Below are 25,914 nucleotides of genomic sequence, written 5' to 3'. Positions count from 1 at the left end.
TACATCTCTCACGGGGTTCTTTTTCATCATTCACATTCGCATCGATATGTCTCGGAACAAGGAGGGCATGTTGGACATTTTTTATGATGGTGTTCTTTTTTCGATGGGTGATTCGATTTCTTTTTCTTACAAGTACAAGTTTTTTTACATGTACACTTACCTTGACATGTACACTTCTTCTTGCACTCACATTTACGTTTTGATTTATGCTCCTTGCAAATGCAGTTAGTTTTGCAGTCACATTTGCGCTCCACTACTTCGAATTGTCGCATCATATCATGATCTTCGTGCTCTAAAATATGACAATGAAGCATGTAGCGACCGGTGAATGGAGCAAAGCGCATAATGACCCGTGTCACAAACCCAGGTGGAGACTGCACGACGTCTTTCCAACCACGTTCATTTATGTCAGGTTGTTCTGGAGGTCCAGTGAAGTTGAGTAAACCATTCGCTGTGAAACCTTGGGCGTCAAATGGGATGCGGTCGAGGATCTGGAATTGGATCAAATGGATGTGTATAGGATGCGTTGCGCCGGCCGTGTTAATGATGCGCCAGATCTCTGTATCATTCAGTTTAGGCTTGAAATCGATTCGTTCCATGAAACCTTTATTATTAAACAGGAACTTTAAACGACCATATTCATCGATGTCTGCATCCAGTGTAATATCACGTGTTCGAGCAGCGTCGCATTCGCGAAGTTTGGGTATGTGGCTGAGTATAGCCGGGAGATTGCTCGTATCTGGCGCCGCTAATTCAACCACTCTGAACTGCATAATTTGTCCATCGGTTTCTGGGTCAGGCAGAGCACCTACTGGCGGTGCGAAATCAAACGGTGTCGCTGCAGTATTTTCTAAGACGATCGTATCACCGGGTGCCTGTTTGGAGAAATCGATAATTACGTCCATACGTTCAGCGGGTGCAATCGTTAACTCATCCATATAGGCAGGTGTTTCCAATAGTCCGCCATCTGAACCGATTTGTATGATCTTCTGACCGTTAGATAAATTCATTTTGTAAAAGCGTTCATTGGATGCGTTCAATATGCGGAATCGGTATTTTCTTGGCTCTACTTCTAAATATGGCCAGACCTTACCGTTGACTGTGATGTTTTCAAACGCTTCGCCAGGTGTGACGGAAGGATGAGGGAATGTTAATCCCGGTTGTAGTGGTCCCGGTATGAAAGCCGGTGTATCTGAATAAAATAGGGAGCCATCTTCGTTAAAGCCGCGATCAGCGATAATTAATGGCATTTCATACGCTCCGGAAGGAAGATTCAGTTTGCGTTCTTCTTCATCGCGAATAATATACATGCCAACGAGACCCGCATAGACATTTAAACGGGTAATGCCTACCGCGTGATCGTGGTACCAAAGTGTAGCTGCACGTTGATTGTTATTATATTTATAAACAGGCGAGTCAAATACCGCGCCGACGGTACGATAGTTATTTGTAAACCAAGCTTCAGGATGACCATCGCTTTCAGGCTCAACTTCCGCTCCGTGTAAATGCACAACTGTACGAACATCTGGCATATGTTCGCTTGAACCGTGCAGTGTTCTATCGATTGGTAGGAAATGTTGCTCGGGGAGTTCATTCTTCCACTTGATATGTGCGCACTCACCACTGTTGACATTCACTAGTGGACCAGGGAATTGCCCCTCATATCCCCAAATCTTTGTAGGCGCCAACTCTGAATGAAACTCGTGAAAGAACTCTTTCATGCCAATTTCATAGTACGAGAAGTACTTATGCTTCTCGAGTGGAGTAAGATATTGAGGAATAGGTAGTGGATCAATAAACGGTGTTAATTTCAATACATCGCTTCCTTCCAAGTGAATTTACTATCAAAACTAGTAGATGCAAGAGGAAGACCACTTATGCCTATAAACTAATGATAGGCTATTCATAGCTCAACATATGATGTAAAATAGCAAAAGTGCTTTTAGCGCATCAAGATAGGGAGGTTTTATGAATGAAGACCCGTTCACCAAGGAAAAAGCTGCTGATAGAATACGTGTGGATTGTGATTGGATCCATCTTAGTCGGTTTAGCTTTTAATATATTTTTCTTACCGGCAAGACTCGCAGCTGGAGGCGTATCTGGCGTGAGTACTATTTTATACGAGATGTATGGATTTGAACCTGCCTTTGTGCAGTGGCTTATTAATATCCCGATATTTTTTATAGGCTTATTTCTTCTTGGCAAGGATTTTAGTCTGAAAACATTAGTTGGAACATTTTTTGTGCCGCTAACCATTTGGGTGACTGCTGATATCCCATCCACAATTGATAATCCTTTATTGTCTGCCATATATGGGGGGATTATGTTAGGTGTAGGGCTCGGGATAGTCTATCGAGGAAATGGATCGACTGGGGGACTTGCGACGGTAGCGCAAATCGTTAAGAAATATACAGGTTTGTCTAGTGGTTATGCGCAATTACTCGTAGATGGACTAGTTGTGATTGCTTCTGCTATCGTATTTAATTTGGAATTGGCATTATTTGCGATGATGGCAATATTTGTGACGAGTAAAGTCATTGACTTTGTGCAATTACAAACATCACAATCTAAATTAGTATTGATCATTACGGATAATGAAGAGCGTATACAGACGATTATTAAAGAAGAAATCGACCGTGGATTGACTAAAGTACGTTCGGTAGGTGGCTTTTCCAATCAAGAGAAGACGATGATCTTATGTGTAGTAGAGCAAGCGGAAGCAATTTATTTGAAGAAGATCCTGAGAGAGGAAGAACCTCAGGCATTTGTCGTCTTCCTAAATGCTTCGGAAATTCTTGGTAGAGGATTTTCACTCGCAAAAGTATATTGAAAAAAGCTATCCTGGACATCAAATGATGTCTCGGATAGCTTTTTTATGCTAATACTGGTGTTGGTTCATGAGCCCAATATAGGTGTGCTGATCGATGCTTGAAGAGACTTCAGTAATTCGAATGCTTTGGCTGGCCGCTAACCGAAATGATACAATACATGCATCTGGAGATAGAATAGTGAGTTAAGGAAACAAGGATCGATATATAAGTAATTTTTACTAGGGCATCATATGGAAAGGAAGAAAAACATATGAAACATAATCAAAACATTGGTTGGAAAGTTGAATGCAGTTACCGTGAACTACCCGAAACATTTTACACCGTAGTGGAACCAAACACCGTCAGCTCACCCCAACTGGTTGTGACTAATGATGAACTAGCAGTATCGCTCGGTCTTGATAAAAAACAATTACATTCTGAAGAAGCAATTGCAGTTTTTGCCGGAAACGAAAAACTTGAAGGAATTGACCCTATTGCTCAAGCCTATGCGGGCCATCAATTCGGTAATTTCACCATGCTAGGTGATGGACGTGCCATGCTGTTGGGAGAGCATCTAACACCAGAAGGGCAAAGAGTGGATATTCAATTGAAGGGATCAGGAAGGACACCCTATTCGCGCGGTGGAGACGGACGTGCGGCTCTTGGGCCCATGTTACGTGAGTATTTGATTAGCGAAGCGATGCATGGACTGAATATCCCGACAACACGTAGTTTAGCCGTTACGGTAACAGGAGAGCCTGTTTTACGTGAAACAGCTTTGACAGGAGCCGTGTTGACAAGGATTGCTTCGAGTCATTTACGTGTCGGAACATTCCAATATGCGGCGGCTAGACAAGTTGTCGAAGATTTACGTGCGCTTGCAGATTACACAATTAAACGTCATTTCCCTGAGGCGAAATCGGAGTCTCATCCTTATGTAGCGTTACTTGAACAAGTCATACAGCGTCAGGCATCTTTGATCGCAAACTGGCAGCTTACCGGATTCATTCATGGGGTGATGAATACGGACAATATGACAATTAGCGGCGAGACCATTGACTATGGACCGTGTGCATTTATGGACAGCTATGACCCGCAAACCGTCTTTAGCTCAATTGACGTGCAAGGACGCTATTCTTACCGCAATCAACCAGGTATAGCGGAATGGAATCTGACACGTTTTGCCGAGACACTTTTGCCGTTGCTTCACGAAGAACAAGCGGAAGCCGTGAAACTGGCGGAGAACAAGCTTTCCAACTTTGCCAGGATTTACGGTGCGGAATGGATGGCAGGTATGAGATCCAAATTAGGTTTGTTCAATGAAGAAGCGGCCGATGAAACACTGGTAAATGACTTGCTGACTGTCATGAAAGGTCATCAGGCTGACTATACAAATACTTTCCGTTCATTGACACTTGGACAGCAAGAAGAGTGGTTCGATGAGCCCGACTTTATTGAGTGGAAAGAGCGTTGGTTTGATAGACTACAACGTCAATCGGAAGATACGCAAACAGTAAAATCGTTGATGAAGCGGAATAATCCATCGGTCATTCCGAGAAACCACCGGGTGGAAGAGGCGTTACAGGCAGCTGAAGCTGGAGATATGCAGCCGTTTATGAAGTTACTTACAGTTCTAGAAAACCCTTATGCATATACGACTGAACAACAAGAATACGTGAATCCGCCTGAAGACGGAACTACTTTTCAAACATATTGTGGAACATAAAAAGAGACGTCCCATTGAAAGTGAATACACTTTAATGGGACGTCTTTTGTATGGAGTAAGTTCAAAATCCAAAACGAAAATATTATGCAGTAATATCCCGTTTCGTAAACACAGTGTAACTAATTACTAAGAAAAAGACTAAATATGCCGCCAATATTACAAGCGAGAATGGCATAGTGATACCATCCACGAATACGGAATTTGTTTCATACATTGTCAGATTCATATGTGTGAATACAAGATACTTCACAATTTCATACTGTGAAAGTAATAGAACAATGGTGTTACCTGTAAAGAATATGAACAATGAAAGGCCGATCGCCATGCCGTTTGAGCGGAAGACGCTACCAATCATGAATGCAAATGTAGCGGTGATGATAACGTTAGCGAAAGATAGAACAAGCATATACAAACCGTGTCCCCATACGGAGACGGGCACAATCGCATTGCCGTCCCATTTCAGTTCCTGACCTACTCCTGAAGGGAACAGGATGTACGCACTCAAAATAGTTACCGCAAATCCAATAAACATTAGGAAGACGCCAAACAAAAGAACTGTGATGTATTTTGACGTCATGATCTTCCAACGACTTACTGGTCGTGTTAACAACATTTTAATTGTTCCCTGAGAGAATTCGGAAGCTACGATACCCGCTGCAACAATAACTGTAAGAAGTACGACAAGACTACCAACCCCTACAGGATTAATAATTAAGGATTCTCTACCGTCTACGGCAAGGGGCGGGATATCATTTGCTAAACGGTACTCCAAAATCTTAAGTGTTTCTTCGTTTTGCTTGCGTTCCATCTCTGGTAAATCCGACTGAGTAGTTTCATTTATATAGTTCATTTGTTCTTGTGCATTAGACTTCCAATCGCTCGGCAATGTAGTGTTCTGGTTGTTTACCCATTTGGTTATTCCCATAACACCAATGACGGCTGCGATTAGCAAAATCGTCATAATCCACGTACCTTTTTTAGACCATAGTTTCATCCATTCATTTTGTATAAGATTCAGCAATCTGTCCGCCTCCCGTCATTTCTAGGAACTGATCCTCTAATGTTTTACGGTGCGGTTGCACAGCGAACACTTCGATTTCATTGGCTGTCAGTAGCTTTATAATGGATGGAATCTGAACTTTTTCGACCTGCAGTACCAATCCAACCGGTAATAATTCTGGTGCGAAACCTCCGGACAACAACAGGTAGTGTGCTTTTTCAGCAGGTGACAGTTCGAAATAGTAATGAGGTTGCGCCGTTTCTGACATATCCCGTATATCAACGAGCCGACCATTTTGAATGACAGCAATTCGGTCGCACATTAATTCGATTTCCGAGAGCATATGGCTCGAAACGAAGACAGAAACACCTTCCGTTTCAGCTATAGCCCGTAAATGCTGCCGAAACTCTCGAATACCTGCAGGATCCAGTCCGTTTGTCGGTTCATCTAAGATGAGGAATTTTGGACGATGCAATAAAGCTTGGGCCAAGCCAAGACGTTGTCGCATACCTAGCGAGTAAGTGGAGACCTTTTCATGGATACGCTGTTCTAATCCTACTTGTCTAACGACTTCATTGATTCGTTCTTTACTAATATTTTTCTGCATACGTGCGAAATGCAACAGATTTTTATAGCCTGACAAGAACTTATACATTTCAGGATTTTCAACAATGACACCGACTTTTGAAAGACCCTCTTCAAAGTTTTCCGAAAGTGGTCTCCCATCAATTAGAATCTCACCGCTTGTTCGCTTCATCAAGCCGACCATCATACGAATGGTCGTAGTTTTACCCGCCCCGTTAGGTCCGAGGAATCCAGTAATTTGCCCGGGGTATAATGATAAACTTAGATCATCAATAATTTTCTTGTTACCGATGACTTTCGTCAGATTTTGTAACTCGACTATAGGTTTAATATTCATACATCCTCTCTTTTCATTATTTACTAACATTCTTTCTATAATAAGTAACGAATTTTATTTGAAAAAGTTAGTTCGTGTAAAAAATTATGCATGATCAAAATCTGTTTTATGCACAATTCGTATCGATAACAGAATGGATAACCATGTTAGTAAGGCGCTGATTAGTAGAACGGAGAGTGCAATTGTCCATTGATTCGTGGTAATAAGATCCGCAGTTTGCAGAAAGAATGTTTGTTCTGCCACCATTCTCGGGTTTTCCATAATATTTAATATAATTCTAAACGCCATCAAGCTTAGAAATGGCAAGGCAATGGTTAAAGAAGTCGCCAGTATATAGCCCGCCTTGAATTGCAGCGGATAAAAGAGGGAAATGATGAGGTAAAAGCATCCAAGCGCGATGAGTAATTCTGGGATGGTCATCATCCTAGTTGGAAATGGAGCAAATGTATCGAACAAGAAGATATAAACTAAGATAGCAGCCGCTGACAGACCGAACCAGATGAAACCAGACATGTATTTTGCCAGTACAAATTGTTTTCTTGTAACCGGTAGGCTGTTTATTAAGACCGACTCTTTCTCAAATGCCTTGTTACTCGTTGAAATGGCCATGTAATAAGCGGCGAAGATTAGAAGTAAAACATGACGTACAGGTTGACCTTCTGTGAAAAAGTTTGTAAAGATGATGAACCACAGTGCTGTAATGAGGTAAGTACTCATCTTTTGCGTGTATACATCTTTTCGAATTAAAGCATTCATTCGAACCCTCTCCTTCCGGTGTAATACATAATGTCTTCGAGTGTCGGCTTTTCAATAAACAATTTTGACAGGTGGTCTAAAGGAGTCTCGGTAGTATCTACCAAACATTCAAAGCCGACATCTGTAGTACGTAGACCAATCACAGTGAGTCCATCAAGCAGAGTACGCTGATCCGTTGTACCTTTGACTAATACATAACGTTCGGTGAATACGTCCTTCTCACCTTGAAAGATTATCTCTCCCTGATGAATAAAGACAATGAAATCTGCTATTTTCTCCAAATCAGTCGTGATGTGCGTCGAAAAGAAAATCGCCTTTTCTTCATCTTGTATGAGGTCTTGCATCATTTCGAGCAATTCTCGTCGAACGACTGGATCCAGACCGGCTGTTGGCTCATCCATAACGATAAAATCCGGGTGGTGGGAAAGAGCCATTGCAAGTGAAAATTTCATGCGCATACCTTTCGATAAATGCTTTATGCGTTGTGCTGTATTCAACTGAAACTTTCTTAGATAGTAATGGAATAATTCATCGTCCCATTTAGAATAGAAGGGGGCAAGAATCCGTTTGTTTTTCTCGATAGTCAGGTCTTCATAATAGAAATCTGCATCATACACGAAACCGAAGCGCTCCTTAATTTCTACCGTATGGTTTTTATGCGCCTCGCCAAACAGACGTATTTCTCCTTGGTCAGCCCGAATTAAATCCATCAAACAGCGAATCGTTGTTGTTTTCCCAGCACCATTAGCTCCGATGAATCCAGTGATGAACCCTTTTTTAATATCGAAGTTGAGATTTTTCAGTGCAAAGCCATCAAACTGTTTCGATAGATCTCGTACTTCCACTATATTCTCCATTACTCTTCACTCCTCATATAGTAATGTCAGCATATGAATGATCTCTTCTAGCTTTACGTCAAAAGCTCGCCCGTCCTCAATAACATTCATCAGCTGTTCTTCAATTTTCTTTAACTGTTCTTCTTTCAATAGCTCGTGATTCTGCGCAGCAACAAATGATCCTTTGCCTGGAAAAGTCTCAATAAGTCCATCCCGTTCTAGTTCTTCATAAGCTTTTTTCGTTGTGATGACACTGATCTGTAGATCCTTCGCTAATTTGCGTATGGAAGGGAGTGCTTCTTTCTCTTGCAGTGTCCCTAATAAAATCTGCTCTTTCAACTGATTCTTGATTTGCAGATAGATCGGTTGATTCACCGAATTGGAAATGACAATATTCAATACATCACCCCTTTTCATTTATACTGTATATGCACAGTATATACAGATATGACAATTGCGTCAACAATAAAAAAACTCCAGAGTCAATCTCTGGAGTTTTTTAAATAGCAGCAGTAACTGTTAATTAACCCGTTTGCACTTGATCATATGAATAATGATAGGATTCTTTTTTGGTGTGAATGAGCAGGAAAAATAAAGTTAACGGTCCTATGCGGCCTAGAAACATAACGAAACAAAGAATGACTTCACCGACAGGGCTAATGTCTCCTGTAATTCCTAATGAAAGTCCTACAGTTGCGAAAGCGGAGACTGTCTCAAATAATAAAGGTAGGAATGGCATCTTTTCAGTAACAGTCAGCAAAAATAAAGCGACAAAGATAATGACAGAGCTAACCGCTCCTATAGCCATAGAACGAAATATGATTTCCGACTTAATAGTACGCTGGAAAATATGCGGTTCTTTTATTCCTCTAAAGTAAGAAATCGTCGCCAGTAAAATAACCATAAAGGTCGTTAACTTTATGCCGGAAGCTGTAGATGCGCTACCACCACCAATAAACATGAGAAGAAGTGTTAGTAAGAGAGAAGACTCCTCCATATCTCCCATGACGACCATATTGAATCCAGCAGTACGTGGGGTCACGGCTTGGAAGTATGAAGTCCAAAGCTTGTCAAGAAAACTGAAACTACCGATTGTTTTTTCGTTATGAAACTCTAAGATAAATAAAAAGAGCGTAGCAATAATGTTCACTGTCAGCGTACCGAATATCATCATTTTCGTGTGTAGTGTCCATTGTTGAATCGATCTCTTTTGAAGGATGTCCTTCACAACAATAAAGCCGATTCCTCCAATAATAAATAACCCAGACAGGATCATGGTGATGATAGGATTACCTGCGAAAGAACTCAAATTGTCAGGAAATAATGAAAACCCTGCGTTATTAAAAGCAGATACTACATGGAATACACTGTAATACATTCCTTGTTTCCAGCCAAACTCCGGTACCCATACAGTGCATAAAGCGATAAAGGCAATACTTTCTATCACGAACACGAACGTTAAGATTTCACCTACAAAGCGAACCGTTCCCCCAATGGATTGGTAGTTAAATGTTTGCTGGATGAATATACGGTTGGTCATGCCGACTTTTCTGCCTAAAATAATGAGTATGGCAACTGCAAATGCCATTAATCCGACTCCGCCTATTTGAATCAGTATGAGCAACACGACTTCTCCGAAAATGGTTAGTGTAGCGGTGATATTAAAGACGCTTAGTCCAGTTACAGTTGTAGCGGAAGTGGCAGTGAAAAGGGCATCTATCCAGCTAATTGGTTTATATGTAGCCATCGGTAATTTTAATAGTAGAGTACCAATTATTATAGTGAATAGGAAAGAGAAAGCAATAAGAGCAGGAGGAGAAATAGCTTTCTTACGTTTTTTAATAGCTGTCATGATCTTTTCATCTCCAGGTAGATCGAATGAAATAACAACTGCTAGTATGTTTCACTTTAAAAATTAATAACAAAAAGACTCGTAGCTCTAACGAAATTAGCGACAAGTCTTCGTTTTAAACTTTTTGATAATTATGATACAGTGTCAATAAGGGAGTGAATCCAGATGAGCAATTGTGCAATTGATCATACGCAACAAGACGTCATAGAAAAGTTAGCAGAACAGCAATCCTTCATGCCAGAAGAATTAGTGAGAAATTGTGAGTTGTTTTTAAGCAAACCATTGAGTCAAGAGACATTGAATGAGTCAAGAGACATTGAACGTGGTATTTCATTTGTTGAAAAAATATGACTTGGCAACAGAAGAAGAACGGGCAGAGCGTGATAGTGAACTGCAACAGTTATTTTTATGAGCTAGAGGATAGGTCTACTCTTATATGATAAGCCATTACTGGACGTCACTTTGTAAAAGAGAAATCGCAGATTCAAGTAACTGAATATCTTGTAGGATATACGTTTTGATATCGGCGGGCGCAGAATGGTACTCGTCACTAAGTAGTTCGAGCTCTCGGATGAAAATAGAACTTTCATTTTGGTTGGTCATGATTGCAACCCTCCTTATAAGTCAATTTACCCCCTAAGATGGCGTTTTAAACTGCATTGAAATCAAATATTTCAATCATATTACATTTTGGTTGCTGACTAACTGAGGCTTCGTTGGTGACCAAGTTAGCAAGAATTCCTTGGTACGACTACGTCCGATAAACAGCAAGTCATCCATTTGTTCCTCACTTAAATCAAATTGTGTCGCACTATAGTTTTCTACAGGAATGAAGACTACGTTTTGCACATGTTGTTTTGAAATGTATTTTTCATCGTGCGCATTTTTCATGGTTGAAAATAACGCTTCGAATAATTGCATGGCATTTCGAATGGTGCGGCCGGGTACTTCATCTTGATTGCGACTTAATTTGATTCCGATAACAGGTCGTTTACGCGACGATGTATCTTCATCGAAAATCCACATCGGGAAATTACTCAATACGCCACCATCTACGACAATCGTTCCTTTTGGTGCATCGAGACGTACAGGTTCAAAAAAGTAGGGGATACCACAACTCATACGCAATGCCTTTGCAATGGAAAATTGGTTAGCATCATATCCGTATTTCTGTAAATCATCAGGTAGTACCATCATCTTGCCATTGGTTAAGTCAGATGCGACCAGTTTTAACGAGCCTTTCGGAAGATCACCAAACGCATAACAACCTTTACGCGCAAGCTTTTCAAAAAACCAATCCTCCAACGCCTTACCTTGATACAAACCCATTCTCCAATAAAGCGAGACCCATTTCATAAAGGGAAATGGCAATAGAGTCTTCCTCGGATCCAGCAGCGCTTGGAAATCTTCTTCAGCCAACATAACTTCGATTTCATCGGCTGTATAGCCGGCCGCCAAAAAGCTCGCTACAATAGCTCCTGCACTTGTACCAGCTACGTTTTCAAAACGATAACCTTGTTTTTCCAACTCTTGGACCGCTCCAACTAGCGCAAAACCTTTCAATCCGCCGCCTGAAAACACGCCATTTATCCGCACTGTATCCCTGCTTTCATTTTTATTGGTCTATTAATGTAAGGTCTAAGCAACGGAAATAGAACATTATTCATATGAAAATGTATGAAAAATCTCTTTCAGTGAACTATAATAAGGAATCTATACAGACATGTACAGGATTCGATTATAGATTGTTGGAGGAGGTGTGCAACATGAGCGTATTTATGCGGATTGCACTGACGTTAGTCATTATTGGTGCTCTAAACTGGGGATTGATTGGTTTTTTCAACTTTGATTTGGTTGCCAGCGTATTTGGTGGACAAGACACGATTCTTGCGAAGATAGTCTATGCCATTGTCGGACTGAGCGGATTGGCAGCGATTGGACTTTTAGTTAGATCGAATGAAGAGATCATTGATGACGTGGATGAGAAAGTAGAGCCCCATAAGCAGTTCGATCGAATTCGGAATGTGAATTACAACACCGAATTTGGGGAAGAACTGGATATGACGGAGAAGCGTAAAAAAGTGGATCGGTCACCTAAAGGTCCAAAAGAATAATAAGTGGGGCGTTCTCGTATCTAACGACGAGGGCGCTCTCTTTTTCTATATTAAAGATGTTTTACAAGAGCAGTGAGCGATACCATCCGGTTGTCTGTGGTAAAGTAAAAAGAAAAAGCCTGTAAAAAGGAGAATTTTATGATCGGAACGGATGACGTACAGCTCTATTATCAAACAGTCGCACACAATCGGCATTCATTTGAACAGTTATATGACCGTTATGAAAAATTGGTATTTTCGTTTTCTTATCGATTGACCAATAATCGAACGATAGCGGAAGAAGTGACGCAAGATGTCTTTTTAAAGTTGTGGAATGGAACGAATCAATATGCTGAGGATAAAGGGAAGTTTTCATCTTGGCTACTGACCGTGACAAGAAATAAATCGATAGACGAACTTCGTAAATCTAAACGTCATGCGTACGAACCGATGTTGGACAAAGATTCGCTGACGGAGGAAACCGTATCGACAGAAGTAACAGCGGAGTGGAATGAACGGCGTGAATTGATTCGAACGGCAATAGCAGAGTTACGTGCAGAGCAACAGGAAATTATTGAATTATTCTACTTCAAAGGCTTCAGTCAAAGCAAAATCGCTGAACACTGTAAGTTACCACTCGGAACAGTCAAAGGCAGGATTCGGCTAGCACTTAAACATTTAAAAGGAATTATCGGTCAGGAAGGAGGGGTTTCGAATGAATAAATCATGTCATATGTTGATTGACTATTTCAATCGTACCCTAACTGATGTCGAGATGAGACAATTTGAAGATCATTTGATAGAATGCCCATCTTGTCAAGAAGAGTTAATGGAGTGGGAAATGCTGACAGAAGATTTACCGTATGAATCAGAGGCAGTAGAAGTACCGACAGATTTAAAAGCGCGGGTATTTGCTTCGCTTCCTGACGAATCAAGTAAGAACGAAAATGTCATGCAGATACCGGTAAAGGAAAAAAGTCGTCGCCCTTTGGGTGTTGCGACATCCATACTAGCTGCAGGGTTATTTGCCTCACTTGTTGCAAATGCTTTCCTATTTACTGAAATGCAAAAGGAACCTGACATAGCACAGAGTGAGATCCAATTGATTGGCCAAAGTATACTAGCACCCGAAGAGGGTACAAGTGCATCTGCAGTCGCCATGTTGATAGCTGATGGCGATCAAGAAGTACTGCTACTTGACGCCACTGATTTACCGACATTATCTGCAGACGAACTCTATCAGGTCTGGGTGATAGAAGGGGACCAACCGTATCCCGCGGGAATCGTCCAACCTAATGAAACGGGTACAGGAACTGTAAGTCATCCACTCGCAGATCTTTCCGGAACTTGGGACACGGTTGCCATCACGATAGAAAAAGAACCGAATCTTCCAGCACCAGAAGGTCAGATTATCTTGGCTGGTGGAATATAAACGATCAAAATAGAGTCTGGATCCTCACGCAATGTGATGGATTCAGACCTTTTTTATTGCAGAAGTACTATATTTTAAAAATTTTTTTAAAAAAATTCGAAAAAAGTGATCCATTCTTATTTTTGTTACGTTAGCTGTATAACAAAAACGAAAAAGGGAGCGATTAATTATGCAATTCAAAAAATCTTGGGCGGCTATTCCATTGAGTGTTTCATTACTATTTCCAACAGGTGCGATTCTGACAAGTGCGGCAGAACATGAACACGGAGGGAAAGCATCAGAAGCCATATCGAACAAAGCGGTAGATTTACGAGCAACACTCGACAGCATTCTTTCGGAGCATGCCTACTTGGCGGTTGTTACGATGCAGAAAGGTTTGGACGGAGCGGCAGACTTTGAAGCCGCGGCTGGACAACTTGGGGAAAATACGGATGAATTGTCGAAAGCGGTAGGCTCTGTTTACGGCGACAAAGCAGGTGAGCAATTCAAAGAAATCTGGAGCAGCCATATAGGCTATTTCGTCAACTATGTTACGGCAACAGCTGAGAAAGATGAAGAAGGCAGAAAGAAAGCGCTTAAAGATCTAGACGGATACCGTGTCACTCAGGCAGACTTCTTGGCTGTCGCTACGGAAAATCGTCTAAAGGCGTCAGATCTAGAAGAAGGCTTGAAAATGCACGTCGATCAGTTGATCTGGGCATTCGATAACTATGGAGCAGAAGATTACGATAAGGCATATGAAAGTCTAAAGGAATCTATGCATCACATGTTCGGAACAGGAAAAGGCTTATCATGGGCTATCACTGACCAGTTCCCTGAGAAATTTGATAATCAATCCGTAGATACGAAGGCTGCAGATTTACGCGAATCACTAAACAATGAATTTTCTACACATGCAGCTTTAGCAATACTGGCTATGCAAAAGGGTATTGACGGCGCGAAAGACTTTGACGCAGCTGCAGCTATTTTGAATACGAATACGGAAGATTTAACGAAATCTGTTGAATCAGTATACGGGGCAGAAGGTGCAAAACAGTTCAATGAAATCTGGAGCAGCCATATTGGGTACTTCGTAGATTATGTACAAGCAACGGCGAAAGAGGATAAAGCGGGACAAGACAAAGCGATGGCGGATTTGGATGCTTATCGTGTGACGCAAGCAGCATTTTTAGACACTGCAACGGAAGGTCGATTGAAAGCGGCAGATCTTGAAGAAGGCTTGAAGATGCACGTCGATCAATTACTTATGGCATTCGACAGTTATGTGGATGAGGATTATGAAACAGCATATGACAATATTCACGAAGCCTACAGTCACATGTTTGGTGTAGGAACGGCATTATCCGGTGCGATTGTCGATCAGTTCCCTGATCAGTTTGCTTCTGCAATGCCTGCAGATATGCCGAAAACAGGAATGGGCGGTATGAGTCAGGAAACGGATTACACGATTTTGTGGGTAACGTTAAGCATGATCTTCATTGTGTGTACATCAATGGTCTTGATTCGTAGGAAAACAGGAGAGCAACAATAAAAGAATAGACTACTTTTTTAGGGAGGGAGCCGTGTAGACGATGAAATTCTATATACAAGTACTCATTGGGGTCATCATGTTGGCTGGTTGTGCACAGTCCGATTCACAGCCACAAGAGAAAATTGTAAAGGCTTCTTCCTCTGCAAAAGTAGAGGTAGAGGACATGCCCATTGTTCCTTTGCGGTCACCGGAGGAATTCTCCTTAGAAGACCAGCGGGTTGGAATCGATCCAAAAGTTATTGAAATCCCTTCGCTCGACGTCAAGGCAACAATCGAGGAAGTAGGACGTCTTGATAACGGTCAGATGGGTGTTCCACAAGATCCCGATCAGGCGGGCTGGTTTTCACCGGGGACAAAGCCTGGTGGAAGGGGGAACGCAGTCATTGCAGGTCATGTAGATTCCAAAACGGGTCCAGCCGTATTTTACGAGCTAGATAAGATGGAGATTGGCGATGAAGTATTGGTACATGGCGAAGACGGTGAGATTGTACGATTCGCGGTAGTGAAAAAAATTGCATACCCGCGTACCGATGCACCAGTCGATACCATCTTCGGCTTCACATATGGCAGTGGATTGAATTTAATCACATGTACCGGATCATGGAATCGAAAGGCTAAAACGCATGACGATCGCTTAGTCGTCTATACAGAATTAATTGAAGGAACAGAATAAGTGAAGTAAGGTGTCTTGCGAGAGCAGGCATCTTTTTTGTGCATAAAAATAAATAAAAAATGATGTAAACTTTTAAGCTAATGTAGAGTCTAATGTATAAGAGGGCAGAGAGTGGGGTGACGGTCGAATGGAGATAAAAGAAAAAGAGTTGCATGTAAAAGCAATAGCCGGAGATGATGAAGCATTTCTCGCTGTTATGCAATTGCATAAGGAATCACTTCTTCGGACGGCCTTGGCTTTTCTGCAAAACGAAGACGATGCGATCGAAGCACTGCAGGAAGTAACATATCGGGCCTATAAAAAGGTACGGACAGTAAAAGAACCCAATTACCTCAAGACCTGGCTAATCCGCATTATGATGAATTATTGCCAAGATCAGTTGAAACTGCGTAAACGATTTACAGCAAATAATAGCGCGTTGGAAACTGTATCATCAGAAGATATTTCATATATTGAAATGAGAGAAGCACTGGCGACATTGTCTGACGATGAACAGCGATTAATCTATTTGAAGTACTTTCAGGAATCGAAATTTAAAGATATTGCACAATCTGAAAATATACCGGAAGGCACTGTGAAGTCGAGACTCTACAAGACGATGCGCACATTAAGGTCATACTTTGAAGATAAAGGGGGTAGTGATCATGTATGAGACAGAAGAAGAGCGGTTGAAGCAGTTGAAAGAGCGTTTGGATCAACAACCCTTGCCTTTATCTAAAGCTGACCAGGCGATCCGTCAAGGGGTGGAAAGGGTGCGGCAGGAAAAACGTCGAATCAGAAAAAGACGTAAGAGATTCTTAGGGAGTGTGGCAGTCATTGCATTATTGCTTCTGACTTTCATTACATCCATTCGCGTATCACCCGTCTTTGCTAATGTGGTAGCTTCCATACCAGGTATGGAGAAGTTTGTGGAATTGATTGCGATGGATAAAGGACTCAATGCCGCGATCCAGAACGACTATTATCAAGAAATCGGGGTTACTCAAACTATTCAAGATAAAACGTTAACAATAGATGGCGTTATTTTAGATGAAACGGGAATGAATATATTCTATACGATTGATTCAGAACGTCCACTGACTGGCTTACGAGTCGATTATATCAATTTGAAAGCGGAAGGTATGCCAGAAGGCAGCTTTTCTTATGGAAATATGATGGATGAAGAAGAGGTGTATACGTACAAGGACCGTATCGATTATCAGTTTGGGGAATTGTATACTTCACAAGATCAGTCGTTTGACTTGAAGGTAGCTACTAAGCTAAAAGGCGAAGAGACAGTGTTTACCGTACCCTTCACTGTGCCTAAGCAAGTAAAACCAAGTGAAGTCTATACTATAGATAAAGAAGTGGATATTGCAGGACAGAAATTTACGATTGAAAAGGTTACTGTATCCCCGTTGCGTGTTGGTGTGAAAATTACTATTGACTCTGCCAATCCGATGAAAATTCTACAATTCGAGGATATGCGGCTGGAGGATGAGAAGGGCGAAGTCTGGGGATCTATCCAAAACGGTACGACGGCGTTTGGAGGCGAGGATGGTGAATCCACACTTTTCCTTCAAAGCAATTACTTTTCAAAGCCTGAGAAGCTTTATTTGCGAATCAATAAAGTGCAGGCGCTAAAAGCAGAAGAGGCTATAGCAGAAGTCAATACGGAAACAGGGGAATGGTTTAATCAACCTGAAGATCAAAAAATACAGTTAGTGAAATCGGATAAAAGCCATGCGGAATTCATTATGGTAAAAGCAGATCATCCGTCCTTCCAATATGATTTTGCATCCGCTATATCTGATGCGAAAGGAATAGAAATGCACAGCCCATCAGTAGGTATGTATAGTAGTGATTCAATAAAACATTGGGATATTAGTTTTAGTCCTACCGATTATACAAATCCCTTGAAGCTCGAAATATTTGCCTATCCGAACTATTTGGAAGGCGATATCAAAATAGAATTGAAATAAAAAAACGCAGTGAGGGACTTCTCACTGCGTTTTTTAGACGGTTCTCCTAATGAAACTTACATGACGACCCGCCTGCCTATCTTGCCGATAGGAAAAGCCTTCTGTACTTAGGAATGTACATGTACGGTCTATTGTAATATTGGCTTCAGGAATTCCAGCCAGCGTGCATTGTTTCTTCACGGTCAGCTGGTTATCGATATTATATTTTTGTGTTTCCGCATTATAGGATATGAATTCGTGTGCATAGCCAAGATTATGGAACTTCTTATAGACATCTTCATCGACTTCAAATTTTTCTTGACTGAGTGCTGCACCAATTTGGACATGAATATGACTCAGGTCACAGTGCTCGTATTGCTGTAGGTGATGAAACAGCTTGAGTGTGATTTCTTTCACAGTGCCTTGCCACCCCGAATGGACTGTGCCAATCAATGTACGATCTACACTGTAAAATAATACAGGAACGCAGTCCGCCGTTAAACTGCACAGCACGATATTTGGTTCAAATGTATACAGTGCATCGGTGTCAGGAATTGCTGTATCTTGTTGCCATGCGCCTTTACCTCTATCTTGTGTAGTCACCTTATGAAAGTTAGCACTATGTGTTTGATTGGCAAATACGAAATCTTCCAAATCACATTGCAAGAAGTCTGCCAGTTGACGGCGATTGTTTATCACGTCAACTGGCGAAACGCATGCATGCAAAGCGGTATTATTGCACTCGACTTCACTGCAATCTTTCATGGTCATGCCTGCTAGTAAATTGTTATGGTCTTGATAGATAGTTGTTTTCATAACTCTTGATCCGCATTTAGCAATAGTTGCGTCAGAATTTGTGCACCGTAAATTAAAGCGTCGGTATTGAATGACATTTGCGGATGATGCAAGCCTGGTTTCAAATCACAACCGAGTCCAATCATCGTGGCGGGAATAGTAGGGGTTTTCCACGTGTAAAAATGAAAGTCTTCTGCCCCTTGAGAAATACATGGTCCCTCTACATTTTCTTCTCCTAATACAGAACCAATCGCCCGTTGTGCCAGTTGGATTGCTGTGGCATTTTCCGTAGCGGCAGGTGAATAGCCCTCTTCTTCATAGGTAATCTTCGTCTCTGTCAGTGCAGCAGTGTACTGTATAATGTGGCGGGCTTTTGCCAGCAAAGCATCCATCGTATCATTCGTTTCAGCGCGAACATCTAGTGTGAATCGAGCACTGGCAGGGATGGAGTTACTCGTTTCACCACCATGTAGCTCTGTAATTTTAATGGAGAATTTTTTATTACCTGGTAAGCGGATCTGACACAGTGACTGAATTAGTAAACTTGCTGCTTCAATTGGATTATTACCTTCTTCAGGTCTCGCTGCATGCGCAGGTGTACCTGTAATCGTGCCTATAATAGTGGCAGACGATCCATGTAAAATCGCAGGGGCAGACTTACCGAACGGCACTTCCGTATGTGGACGTACGTGCAGGCCACCTAGAAATCGAACATCTTCAAGCACGCCTTCTTCCATCATTTGCAATGCGCCTTCTGCTAACTCCTCAGCAGGTTGGAAAATGAATCGGATTGTATGATGTAAATCTGTTTCGCTGTTCTTTAAAGCCAGTGCGGTATATAACGCCATTGTGCTGTGCGCGTCATGTCCGCAAGAGTGGTTAGCGACTACTTCCCCGTCGACTTCCTGTACTAGTGCATCCATATCCGCACGCAACGCAATGACGCCATTCGTACGTCCAGCAATTTCTGCAATGAATCCGTGATGCCCAGTGTAGGTAGTGATACTTAATCCGGCAGATGAGAGATGATCCTGTAAATAACGTGAAGTCTGCTGCTCTTGCCAACTAGGTTCAGCAATAGCATGCAGGTCTTGATAGGTCTGTAGGATTTCCTTTTGATGAAGTTCTATATAGTTTAGCGGGTCAGTCATTATGAATTCCCTCCGTTTTATAAAGTAGATGATGTTAAAAGTAAAACATATTGACTAGTAAACAGCAAAGATGGTGACTATTCGACAAAAAGTTAATTGACTTTTCAAAACAGTTACTCGAGAATAGTAAAGTAATAGGTCGAACTATCAATAGAAGGAGGATCTTTATGAAACACATGACAATAAAAAACCCCCTTAAATTATTGAGGGGATGCTGTGGATACTAGTAACACACACGACACTACCTATCGGATTTGCCGATTATATAAAAGGCTTTGAACTCCATCCAATGGAAAGTGATAACATTGCGATTATGTATGTAGATAAGTGATGTATAGTCGGCTAGGAAAATTCCAGCCAACCTTTTCTTTCATAATATCCAGTTTTTTGATAATTCGACAGGTTTTTTCTACTAGTAAAGTATAGTGATAAAAATAAAATGAGATTGTATAAGATGTAGAAGAAAACTTATTGCAGTAGGGTTTAAGCTATGTCGTGTTCTAATTAAATCAAATAAATTGTTTGTATTCATTTGATTTCTAGATTTCTTTACAGTATAGTGTAAACCTGCTTGTGTAATTCATCTCTAAAGGGGGAACTATGAAGAAAATATCAAAGGTTTTTTATATTACCATTGTCTTAATAATAATCGCGGTAGGATATGGAGTAATAAATCCAGTACATTTCGAGGAAATCACTTCAGCTGGTAAAGCTTTTGTAGCATCTACATTCGGTTGGTACTACATGCTAATTATGACAGCGCTACTGTTGCTCAGTATTTTTATGATATTCAGTCCATACGGTAAAATCCGTTTAGGAAAAGATACAGATCGTCCGCAATTCTCTACGATTACGTGGATTGCGATGTTATTCTCCGCTGGGATGGGAATCGGACTCGTTTTCTACGGTGCCGCAGAACCATTATCCCATTACGCAGTACCGGCAACAGAGGATCCGCAAACACCTGCTGCTTTTAAAGAGTCTATGCGGAAAACATTTCTACACTACGGTCTTCATATCTGGGCTTTGTATGGAATGGTCGCCTTGGCATTGGCGTACTTCCAGTTTAGAAAAGGCGAACCAGGCTTGATTTCAGCTACATTGAAGCCGATTTTCGGGGAAAAAGTAAAAGGACCACTAGGAACAGTAATTGACGTCCTCGCAGTTTTCGCAACTGCTTTCGGTGTGGCAACTTCACTAGGATTAGGTGCTGTTCAAATTAACGCAGGGTTGGATTACTTATTTGGTTTCACGATAGGTATTCAATCACAAATTATAATCGTAACGGTCGTAACAGTACTATTTATTGGATCGGCCTGGTCTGGATTAAGTAGAGGGATTCGCTATTTGTCCAATATCAACTTGATATTAGCAGTAGCCCTTTTAGGATTAATTCTTATTCTTGGCCCTACATTATTGATCTTGAATATGTTCACTGATTCAGTTGGTGGCTATTTCACAAATCTCATCGATATGAGTATGGGAACAGCTCCACTCAATGGTGAAAATCGTGGATGGTTAGATGGATGGACTATATTCTATTGGGCTTGGTGGATTTCTTGGTCACCATTCGTCAGTATGTTCATCGCACGAGTATCTAAAGGGCGTACAATCCGCGAATTTATGGCAGGCGTCTTGCTTGTTCCTTCATTCTTCGGGTTCTTATGGTTCTCGGCATTCGGTACTACAGCAATTGAAATGCAGAATAACGGAGTAGCAGATTTGGCATCATTGAATATTGAAGTAGTTGCATTCGAGATGTTTAACTCAATGCCATTTTCACTAGTTCTATCATTGTTCGCGATTCTTCTAGTGACTTCATTCTTCATCACATCAGCTGATTCAGCGACTTACGTGTTGGGCATGCAGTCAACATATGGTTCGTTGACACCTCCGAACTCTGTCAAAGTGATTTGGGGTATCATTGTTTCCACAATCGCATTAATTTTGCTTTCTGCAGGTGGACTTCTTGCCTTGCAGAATACAATTATTATAGCGGCCTTGCCATTCTCATTCGTTATCTTATTGATGATGTATGCGTTGTTCAAGTCAATGAACGAAGAGTTATATAAAATGAAATAAAAAAGAAGGAACATGCGGCTTTGACTGCATGTTCCTTTCTGTTTTTTATTGAGGCAACAGGTAAGCAGAGAGGCATCATTACATTTGTAGTTTGTTTTTACGTTAATAAAAAATAATACAAACATGAAATGAACTAGACATTCTGTAGTTACTATAACTAAGTGTAGTTGCTCTAAAATACATATTGTTTTCTCTTTTCTTAAGTAATTATAAGTGTAGAATGTTAAAATAACGTAGATAAGTTTGATCGATACAATGGAAAAGGAATAGGTGTACAACATGAGTTTATTAACAGTGAAAAATATTAGCCACGGTTTCGGTGACCGTGTGATTTTTGAAGATGTATCATTTCGTCTATTAGCAGGTGAACATATAGGATTAGTAGGTGCAAACGGGGAAGGGAAATCTACGTTTATGAATATCATTACGCATAAGCTAGAGCCAGATGCTGGGACTGTTACGTGGTCAAAGCGTGTTCGTATAGGATACTTAGATCAACATGCAGCTTTGAAGCAGGGCATGTCCATCCGTGATGTATTACGCACCGCGTTTCAATATTTATACGATATGGAAACGGAAATGAATAGTCTTTTCACGAAGATGGGTGAAGTGGGGCCAGATGAACTGGAAGGTTTGCTTGAAGAAACCGGAAAGATTCAAGAGTCTCTAGAGCAGAGTGATTTTTACATGATTGACGCAAAAGTAGAAGAAGTCGCAAACGGTCTTGGACTCGATGAATTTGGATTGGACACGGATGTAAATGATTTGAGTGGGGGCCAGCGTACAAAAGTATTACTGGCTAAATTATTGCTTGAAAAGCCCGATATTTTATTGCTTGATGAGCCGACGAACTATTTGGACGTCGAGCATATTGAATGGTTGCGTACGTATTTGCAAGAATATCCAGGGGCGTTCATCTTGATTTCGCATGATATTCCATTCTTGAATAGTGTCATTAACTTGATCTATCATATGGAAAATCAACAGGTCAATCGTTATCCCGGCGACTATGACGAGTTTTTGCGTGTGCGTGAAATGAGGCAGCAACAGGTCGAGGCGGCTTTTAAAAAGCAACAGAAAGAGATTTCCCATTTGAAGGACTTCGTAGCTCGTAATAAAGCAAATGCGGCAACGAGTCGAATGGCAACGTCTCGACAGAAGAAGTTGGATAAGATGGACATTATAGAGTTGGATTCAGAAAAACCTAAACCACATTTTGATTTCAAAACGGCAAGAACGCCTGGAAAATATTTATTTGAAACGACAGATCTAGTGATAGGCTACGATGAACCGCTATCGAAACCTTTGAATCTTTCTATGGAACGTGGACAGAAAATCGCTTTGGCAGGCGCTAATGGTATTGGTAAAACCACATTGCTAAAAAGTATTCTCGGGGAAATAAAAGCTCTATCAGGTAAAGTAGAGCAGGGCGAGCATCTCTCGATCGGATACTTCGAACAAGAAATGAAAGCCGATACGGATAACACCTGTCTAGAAGAAATATGGAGTGAGTTCCCACATCTTGCTCAATATGAAGTGCGTTCGGCTTTAGCGCGCGTTGGATTAACGACAAAGCATATTGAAAGTAAAGTGAAAGTACTGAGTGGGGGAGAACGTGCGAAGGTGCGTCTTTGTAAACTAGTAAATAGTGAAACGAATTTATTAGTTTTGGATGAGCCGACCAATCACTTGGATTACGATGCTAAAGAAGAACTCAAACGTGCGTTAAAAGAGTATAAAGGAAGTATCTTACTCATATCACACGAACCTGATTTTTATGAAGATGTAGTATCTACTATATGGAATGGTGAGTCATGGACTACGAAAATGTTCTAAACAAATGTTACTGTTCCACGTGAAACAAAAATCCGACCGATACCGGTTGGATTTTTTTATTCAATACTTATGATCGTTGGCGCAAACCATCTTGTTTTGTAGAGATTAATTCAATTGACCTTAAAACATCTGCATAAACTTTTTTAAAGCAAATGAATGGTAACTGTTTTTCTTAGTGACGATGCCGAGCTTCCATAGTAGAGGTGGCTCCTGAAGGGATATCATTTTAATGTTTTCATTTGTAAATTTCGTTGATATGGATTGAGGAAGAAGCGTAATACCCAGTTTTGCTGCCACCAGTTCGATGATCAAATCCCATTGGGAGCTTTCATACGATATAGTTGGATTGAACCCTACTTCTTTACAGGCACCTATAATATAGTGGTGTAAGGCAAAGCTTTTAGAGAACAAGATGAGTTGTTCGTCTTTTAACTCGGATAATGCGACAGCATCTCGTTTTGCAAATGGGTGATCAGAGTGGACGAACAGATAGAATTTATCTGAAATGAAAGGTTGAACTTGGAATACGTCTTGATCGGTTGGCAACACAATAATGCCAGCGTCAATCTGACCTTTATCTACAAGCTCTTCTACTACTTTAGCACCGAGTTCGTGCAACTCGATTTTAATATGGGGGTAATTCTTTGAAAGACTTTTAGCAATCTGTGGAAAGAACAAGGTCCCAATCAAAGGTGGCATACCAATTTTAATTTCTCCTGACACACCCTCCGCAAGATCTTCAAGTAAGACCGGAAGCTCTCCAAGTAATTGAAGGATTTGCTGTCCCTGTTCATATACAATGTCACCCGCATCCGTCAATCGAAGGCTGCGTGTAGAGCGGTTGAAAAGTATGACATTCAGTTCTTCTTCAAGTCTTTTCACCGATTTACTTAAAGAGGGCTGTGATATATACGAATGTTCGGCGGCTTTTGTAAAGCTTAAATGATCTGCTACGTGTATAAAAGCTTGAAAGTCTTTGAGTTCGATGATAATCCAACCTTTCATTTATTCGCAATAAGAATAAATTTTATTCAATATATTCATTTTACATATAAGTCAGAAATCTGTACACTATTACTAAAGAGTTGGAGGAGGTTACGGTATGAGTAAAGTAATGAATTCATTTATGGAAGCGGTTTCAGATATTCAAGACGGTGCTACGTTAATTGTAGGAGGCTTCGGATTATGCGGTATTCCGGAAAAGTCCATCGAGGCGTTAAAAGATAGAGGTGTGAAGGATTTAACAGTAGCTAGCAATAACTGTGGAGTAGATGATGCAGGCCTTGGGAAGTTGTTAGTGAATAAACAGATTAAAAAGATGATTGCTTCGTATGTTGGAGAAAACAAGACTTTTGAAAAGCAGTTCCTAAACGGTGAGTTAGAAGTAGAACTGAGTCCGCAGGGAACGCTTGCCGAGAGGATTAGATCGGGTGGTGCAGGAATTCCTGGATTCTACACAGCAACTGGAGTCGGTACACCCATTGCAGAAGGTAAAGAAACAAAAGAGTTTAAAGGTCAGACGTATTTACTTGAAGAAGGAATCGTCGGGGACTTTGCGCTTGTGAAAGCTTGGAAGGCCGATACCTTGGGAAATTTAGTGTACCGTAAGACGGCAATGAACTTTAATCCACTTGCTGCGATGGCGGGCAAAATAACAATTGCGGAAGTAGAGGAAATCGTCGAAGCCGGTGAGCTTGCTCCTGAAGAGATTGATACACCGGGTATTTATGTACAGCGAGTTTTACTTGGCACGGATTATGAAAAACGTATTGAGCGCTTAACAGTGAGAAAAGCGTAAAAAGGAGAGATGAACATGACAGAAACACGGAATACAATCGTAAAGCGCGCGGTAGAAGAAATTCAAGACGGTATGAATGTTAACCTAGGTATTGGTATGCCGACTCTTGTAGCCAATGAAATTCCAGATGGGATGACGGTGTTATTGCAGTCGGAGAACGGTTTGCTTGGTATTGGCCCTTACCCAGTAGAGGGGCAAGAGGATGCAGATCTGATTAATGCGGGAAAAGAAACTATTACCACAGTCCCCGGTTCATCCTTTTTTGATAGCGCGGAATCGTTTGCGATGATCCGCGGTGGACATATCGACTTAGCGATCCTTGGCGGCATGGAAGTTTCGGAGAACGGAGACTTAGCTAACTGGATGATTCCAGGAAAAGTCGTCAAAGGAATGGGCGGCGCAATGGACTTAGTTGTCGGTGCAAAACGTGTCGTAGTGATCATGGATCATGTCAATAAACACGGGGAATCGAAAGTTAAGCAAACCTGTTCTTTGCCGTTAACGGGACTTGGTGTTGTAGATCGACTCATCACGGACTTGGCTGTATTTGATTTTACGGAGGACGGTATGGTGCTTGTTGAAACTTCTGCTGGTATTACAGTAGATGAAGTAAAAGACAAGACAGAAGCAACGTTCACGGTTTCGCCGGACTTCAAAAATAAATAATACTTTATATGAAAC

Annotated in this window: 26 protein-coding genes; 14 read left to right on the top strand and 12 right to left on the bottom strand. The window is 41.2% G+C overall.

The features are described from left to right. Positions 1 to 26: 26 nt before the first annotated feature. Positions 27 to 1,814 (bottom strand): multicopper oxidase family protein, encoded by a 1,788-nt coding sequence (locus CSV64_RS05015; protein WP_099633693.1) that lies wholly within the window; start codon positions 1,812 to 1,814, stop codon positions 27 to 29. Between the two features lie 158 nt (positions 1,815 to 1,972). Here CSV64_RS05015 and CSV64_RS05010 point away from each other — a divergent pair, with 158 nt between their 5' ends. Together CSV64_RS05010 and CSV64_RS05005 are read left to right on the top strand one after the other, a co-directional pair. Beyond that, complete coding sequence (locus CSV64_RS05010) at positions 1,973 to 2,830, top strand: YitT family protein (protein ID WP_099633692.1); 858 nt, start codon at positions 1,973 to 1,975, stop codon at positions 2,828 to 2,830. 251 nt (positions 2,831 to 3,081) lie between these two features. Then, positions 3,082 to 4,536 carry a protein adenylyltransferase SelO gene (locus CSV64_RS05005; RefSeq protein WP_099633691.1) on the top strand — a complete coding sequence of 485 codons (1,455 nt, stop codon included), beginning with the start codon at positions 3,082 to 3,084 and terminating at the stop codon, positions 4,534 to 4,536. A gap of 82 nt (positions 4,537 to 4,618) precedes the next feature. Here CSV64_RS05005 and CSV64_RS05000 read toward each other — a convergent pair whose 3' ends face one another. From CSV64_RS05000 to CSV64_RS04975, 6 genes are all read right to left on the bottom strand, one after another. Further along, the gene (locus tag CSV64_RS05000) at positions 4,619 to 5,557 is read right to left on the bottom strand and encodes an ABC transporter permease (protein WP_099633690.1); all 939 of its coding nucleotides are present in this window, start codon (positions 5,555 to 5,557) and stop codon (positions 4,619 to 4,621) included. Then, positions 5,535 to 6,458: an ABC transporter ATP-binding protein gene (locus tag CSV64_RS04995; protein WP_099633689.1), complete on the bottom strand. Its 924-nt coding sequence runs from the start codon at positions 6,456 to 6,458 to the stop codon at positions 5,535 to 5,537. The genes CSV64_RS05000 and CSV64_RS04995 overlap by 23 nt, the downstream gene beginning before the upstream one ends. Before the next feature lie 84 nt (positions 6,459 to 6,542). Continuing rightward, complete coding sequence (locus CSV64_RS04990) at positions 6,543 to 7,214, bottom strand: ABC-2 transporter permease (protein ID WP_099633688.1); 672 nt, start codon at positions 7,212 to 7,214, stop codon at positions 6,543 to 6,545. After that, a complete protein-coding gene (locus CSV64_RS04985) occupies positions 7,211 to 8,071 on the bottom strand; it encodes an ABC transporter ATP-binding protein (protein ID WP_099633687.1) in 861 nt (286 codons plus the stop codon). The genes CSV64_RS04990 and CSV64_RS04985 overlap by 4 nt, the downstream gene beginning before the upstream one ends. 6 nt (positions 8,072 to 8,077) lie before the next feature. Further along, complete coding sequence (locus CSV64_RS04980) at positions 8,078 to 8,449, bottom strand: GntR family transcriptional regulator (RefSeq protein ID WP_099633686.1); 372 nt, start codon at positions 8,447 to 8,449, stop codon at positions 8,078 to 8,080. A 124-nt stretch (positions 8,450 to 8,573) separates the two neighbouring features. Next, a complete protein-coding gene (locus tag CSV64_RS04975; protein ID WP_099633685.1) occupies positions 8,574 to 9,902 on the bottom strand; it encodes a TrkH family potassium uptake protein in 1,329 nt (442 codons plus the stop codon). A gap of 165 nt (positions 9,903 to 10,067) precedes the next feature. On the opposite strand from CSV64_RS04975, the gene CSV64_RS04970 reads away from it, so the two are divergent. After that, on the top strand, positions 10,068 to 10,253 hold the full coding sequence (locus CSV64_RS04970; RefSeq protein ID WP_369823497.1) for a hypothetical protein: 186 nt from the start codon (positions 10,068 to 10,070) through the stop codon (positions 10,251 to 10,253). Between the two features lie 96 nt (positions 10,254 to 10,349). On the opposite strand, the gene CSV64_RS16620 is transcribed toward CSV64_RS04970, so the two are convergent. Further along, the gene (locus CSV64_RS16620) at positions 10,350 to 10,505 is read right to left on the bottom strand and encodes a hypothetical protein (protein ID WP_158233005.1); all 156 of its coding nucleotides are present in this window, start codon (positions 10,503 to 10,505) and stop codon (positions 10,350 to 10,352) included. 75 nt (positions 10,506 to 10,580) lie between these two features. After that, positions 10,581 to 11,498 carry a patatin-like phospholipase family protein gene (locus tag CSV64_RS04965; protein WP_099633684.1) on the bottom strand — a complete coding sequence of 306 codons (918 nt, stop codon included), beginning with the start codon at positions 11,496 to 11,498 and terminating at the stop codon, positions 10,581 to 10,583. Between the two features lie 170 nt (positions 11,499 to 11,668). Here CSV64_RS04965 and CSV64_RS04960 point away from each other — a divergent pair, with 170 nt between their 5' ends. From CSV64_RS04960 to CSV64_RS04930, 7 genes are all read left to right on the top strand, one after another. Beyond that, positions 11,669 to 12,016 (top strand): DUF378 domain-containing protein, encoded by a 348-nt coding sequence (locus CSV64_RS04960; RefSeq protein WP_099633683.1) that lies wholly within the window; start codon positions 11,669 to 11,671, stop codon positions 12,014 to 12,016. A 138-nt stretch (positions 12,017 to 12,154) separates the two neighbouring features. After that, entirely contained in the window at positions 12,155 to 12,718 is a 564-nt protein-coding gene (locus CSV64_RS04955) for an RNA polymerase sigma factor (protein ID WP_099633682.1), read from the top strand. Next, positions 12,711 to 13,427: an anti-sigma factor gene (locus tag CSV64_RS04950; RefSeq protein WP_099633681.1), complete on the top strand. Its 717-nt coding sequence runs from the start codon at positions 12,711 to 12,713 to the stop codon at positions 13,425 to 13,427. The genes CSV64_RS04955 and CSV64_RS04950 overlap by 8 nt, the downstream gene beginning before the upstream one ends. Before the next feature lie 169 nt (positions 13,428 to 13,596). Then, complete coding sequence (locus CSV64_RS04945; RefSeq protein ID WP_099633680.1) at positions 13,597 to 14,958, top strand: copper amine oxidase; 1,362 nt, start codon at positions 13,597 to 13,599, stop codon at positions 14,956 to 14,958. Between the two features lie 40 nt (positions 14,959 to 14,998). Then, on the top strand, positions 14,999 to 15,631 hold the full coding sequence (locus tag CSV64_RS04940) for a class F sortase (RefSeq protein ID WP_099633679.1): 633 nt from the start codon (positions 14,999 to 15,001) through the stop codon (positions 15,629 to 15,631). A 127-nt stretch (positions 15,632 to 15,758) separates the two neighbouring features. Next, complete coding sequence (locus tag CSV64_RS04935) at positions 15,759 to 16,283, top strand: RNA polymerase sigma factor (RefSeq protein WP_233190404.1); 525 nt, start codon at positions 15,759 to 15,761, stop codon at positions 16,281 to 16,283. Further along, positions 16,276 to 17,592, top strand: coding sequence for a DUF4179 domain-containing protein (locus CSV64_RS04930; protein WP_099633678.1), 1,317 nt, complete (start codon positions 16,276 to 16,278; stop codon positions 17,590 to 17,592). Before CSV64_RS04935 ends, CSV64_RS04930 begins: the two co-directional genes overlap by 8 nt. A gap of 33 nt (positions 17,593 to 17,625) precedes the next feature. Here CSV64_RS04930 and pgeF read toward each other — a convergent pair whose 3' ends face one another. Together pgeF and CSV64_RS04920 are read right to left on the bottom strand one after the other, a co-directional pair. Further along, positions 17,626 to 18,387 (bottom strand): peptidoglycan editing factor PgeF, encoded by a 762-nt coding sequence (pgeF, locus tag CSV64_RS04925; protein WP_099633677.1) that lies wholly within the window; start codon positions 18,385 to 18,387, stop codon positions 17,626 to 17,628. Next, positions 18,384 to 19,517, bottom strand: a complete 1,134-nt coding sequence (locus tag CSV64_RS04920; protein WP_099633676.1) for an amidohydrolase — start codon at positions 19,515 to 19,517, stop codon at positions 18,384 to 18,386. The genes pgeF and CSV64_RS04920 overlap by 4 nt, the downstream gene beginning before the upstream one ends. 600 nt (positions 19,518 to 20,117) lie before the next feature. Between CSV64_RS04920 and CSV64_RS04915 the strand changes: the two genes are divergently transcribed. Both CSV64_RS04915 and CSV64_RS04910 read left to right on the top strand, forming a co-directional pair. Beyond that, positions 20,118 to 21,599: a BCCT family transporter gene (locus tag CSV64_RS04915; protein ID WP_099633675.1), complete on the top strand. Its 1,482-nt coding sequence runs from the start codon at positions 20,118 to 20,120 to the stop codon at positions 21,597 to 21,599. Positions 21,600 to 21,878: 279 nt separating this feature from the next. Then, entirely contained in the window at positions 21,879 to 23,435 is a 1,557-nt protein-coding gene (locus CSV64_RS04910; protein ID WP_099633674.1) for an ABC-F family ATP-binding cassette domain-containing protein, read from the top strand. A 120-nt stretch (positions 23,436 to 23,555) separates the two neighbouring features. Here the strand turns inward: CSV64_RS04910 and CSV64_RS04905 are convergent, their stop codons facing one another. Then, positions 23,556 to 24,422 (bottom strand): LysR family transcriptional regulator, encoded by an 867-nt coding sequence (locus CSV64_RS04905; protein WP_099633764.1) that lies wholly within the window; start codon positions 24,420 to 24,422, stop codon positions 23,556 to 23,558. 115 nt (positions 24,423 to 24,537) lie between these two features. Here CSV64_RS04905 and CSV64_RS04900 point away from each other — a divergent pair, with 115 nt between their 5' ends. Continuing rightward, a complete protein-coding gene (locus CSV64_RS04900; protein WP_099633673.1) occupies positions 24,538 to 25,233 on the top strand; it encodes a CoA transferase subunit A in 696 nt (231 codons plus the stop codon). A gap of 15 nt (positions 25,234 to 25,248) precedes the next feature. Continuing rightward, positions 25,249 to 25,899 (top strand): 3-oxoacid CoA-transferase subunit B, encoded by a 651-nt coding sequence (locus tag CSV64_RS04895; RefSeq protein WP_099633672.1) that lies wholly within the window; start codon positions 25,249 to 25,251, stop codon positions 25,897 to 25,899. Positions 25,900 to 25,914 lie beyond the last annotated feature (15 nt).

It is taken from the genome of Sporosarcina sp. P32b, from assembly GCF_002743335.1.
In the GTDB taxonomy this organism is placed as follows: domain Bacteria; phylum Bacillota; class Bacilli; order Bacillales_A; family Planococcaceae; genus Sporosarcina.
This window is presented reverse-complemented; position numbering and strand designations above follow the sequence as displayed.

Bases quoted from the DNA above. Each gene is read 5' to 3' on its own strand.
- CSV64_RS05010 (WP_099633692.1), top strand. From the start codon at position 1,973: ATGAAGACCCGTTCACCAAGGAAAAAGCTGCTGATAGAATACGTGTGG.
- CSV64_RS05005 (WP_099633691.1), top strand. From the start codon at position 3,082: ATGAAACATAATCAAAACATTGGTTGGAAAGTTGAATGCAGTTACCGT.
- CSV64_RS04995 (WP_099633689.1), bottom strand. From the start codon at position 6,458: ATGAATATTAAACCTATAGTCGAGTTACAAAATCTGACGAAAGTCATC.
- CSV64_RS04990 (WP_099633688.1), bottom strand. From the start codon at position 7,214: ATGAATGCTTTAATTCGAAAAGATGTATACACGCAAAAGATGAGTACT.
- CSV64_RS04985 (WP_099633687.1), bottom strand. From the start codon at position 8,071: ATGGAGAATATAGTGGAAGTACGAGATCTATCGAAACAGTTTGATGGC.
- CSV64_RS04975 (WP_099633685.1), bottom strand. From the start codon at position 9,902: ATGACAGCTATTAAAAAACGTAAGAAAGCTATTTCTCCTCCTGCTCTT.
- CSV64_RS04970 (WP_369823497.1), top strand. From the start codon at position 10,068: ATGAGCAATTGTGCAATTGATCATACGCAACAAGACGTCATAGAAAAG.
- CSV64_RS16620 (WP_158233005.1), bottom strand. From the start codon at position 10,505: ATGACCAACCAAAATGAAAGTTCTATTTTCATCCGAGAGCTCGAACTA.
- CSV64_RS04960 (WP_099633683.1), top strand. From the start codon at position 11,669: ATGAGCGTATTTATGCGGATTGCACTGACGTTAGTCATTATTGGTGCT.
- CSV64_RS04955 (WP_099633682.1), top strand. From the start codon at position 12,155: ATGATCGGAACGGATGACGTACAGCTCTATTATCAAACAGTCGCACAC.
- CSV64_RS04950 (WP_099633681.1), top strand. From the start codon at position 12,711: ATGAATAAATCATGTCATATGTTGATTGACTATTTCAATCGTACCCTA.
- CSV64_RS04945 (WP_099633680.1), top strand. From the start codon at position 13,597: ATGCAATTCAAAAAATCTTGGGCGGCTATTCCATTGAGTGTTTCATTA.
- CSV64_RS04940 (WP_099633679.1), top strand. From the start codon at position 14,999: ATGAAATTCTATATACAAGTACTCATTGGGGTCATCATGTTGGCTGGT.
- CSV64_RS04935 (WP_233190404.1), top strand. From the start codon at position 15,759: ATGGAGATAAAAGAAAAAGAGTTGCATGTAAAAGCAATAGCCGGAGAT.
- CSV64_RS04930 (WP_099633678.1), top strand. From the start codon at position 16,276: ATGTATGAGACAGAAGAAGAGCGGTTGAAGCAGTTGAAAGAGCGTTTG.
- pgeF (WP_099633677.1), bottom strand. From the start codon at position 18,387: ATGAAAACAACTATCTATCAAGACCATAACAATTTACTAGCAGGCATG.
- CSV64_RS04920 (WP_099633676.1), bottom strand. From the start codon at position 19,517: ATGACTGACCCGCTAAACTATATAGAACTTCATCAAAAGGAAATCCTA.
- CSV64_RS04915 (WP_099633675.1), top strand. From the start codon at position 20,118: ATGAAGAAAATATCAAAGGTTTTTTATATTACCATTGTCTTAATAATA.
- CSV64_RS04910 (WP_099633674.1), top strand. From the start codon at position 21,879: ATGAGTTTATTAACAGTGAAAAATATTAGCCACGGTTTCGGTGACCGT.
- CSV64_RS04900 (WP_099633673.1), top strand. From the start codon at position 24,538: ATGAGTAAAGTAATGAATTCATTTATGGAAGCGGTTTCAGATATTCAA.
- CSV64_RS04895 (WP_099633672.1), top strand. From the start codon at position 25,249: ATGACAGAAACACGGAATACAATCGTAAAGCGCGCGGTAGAAGAAATT.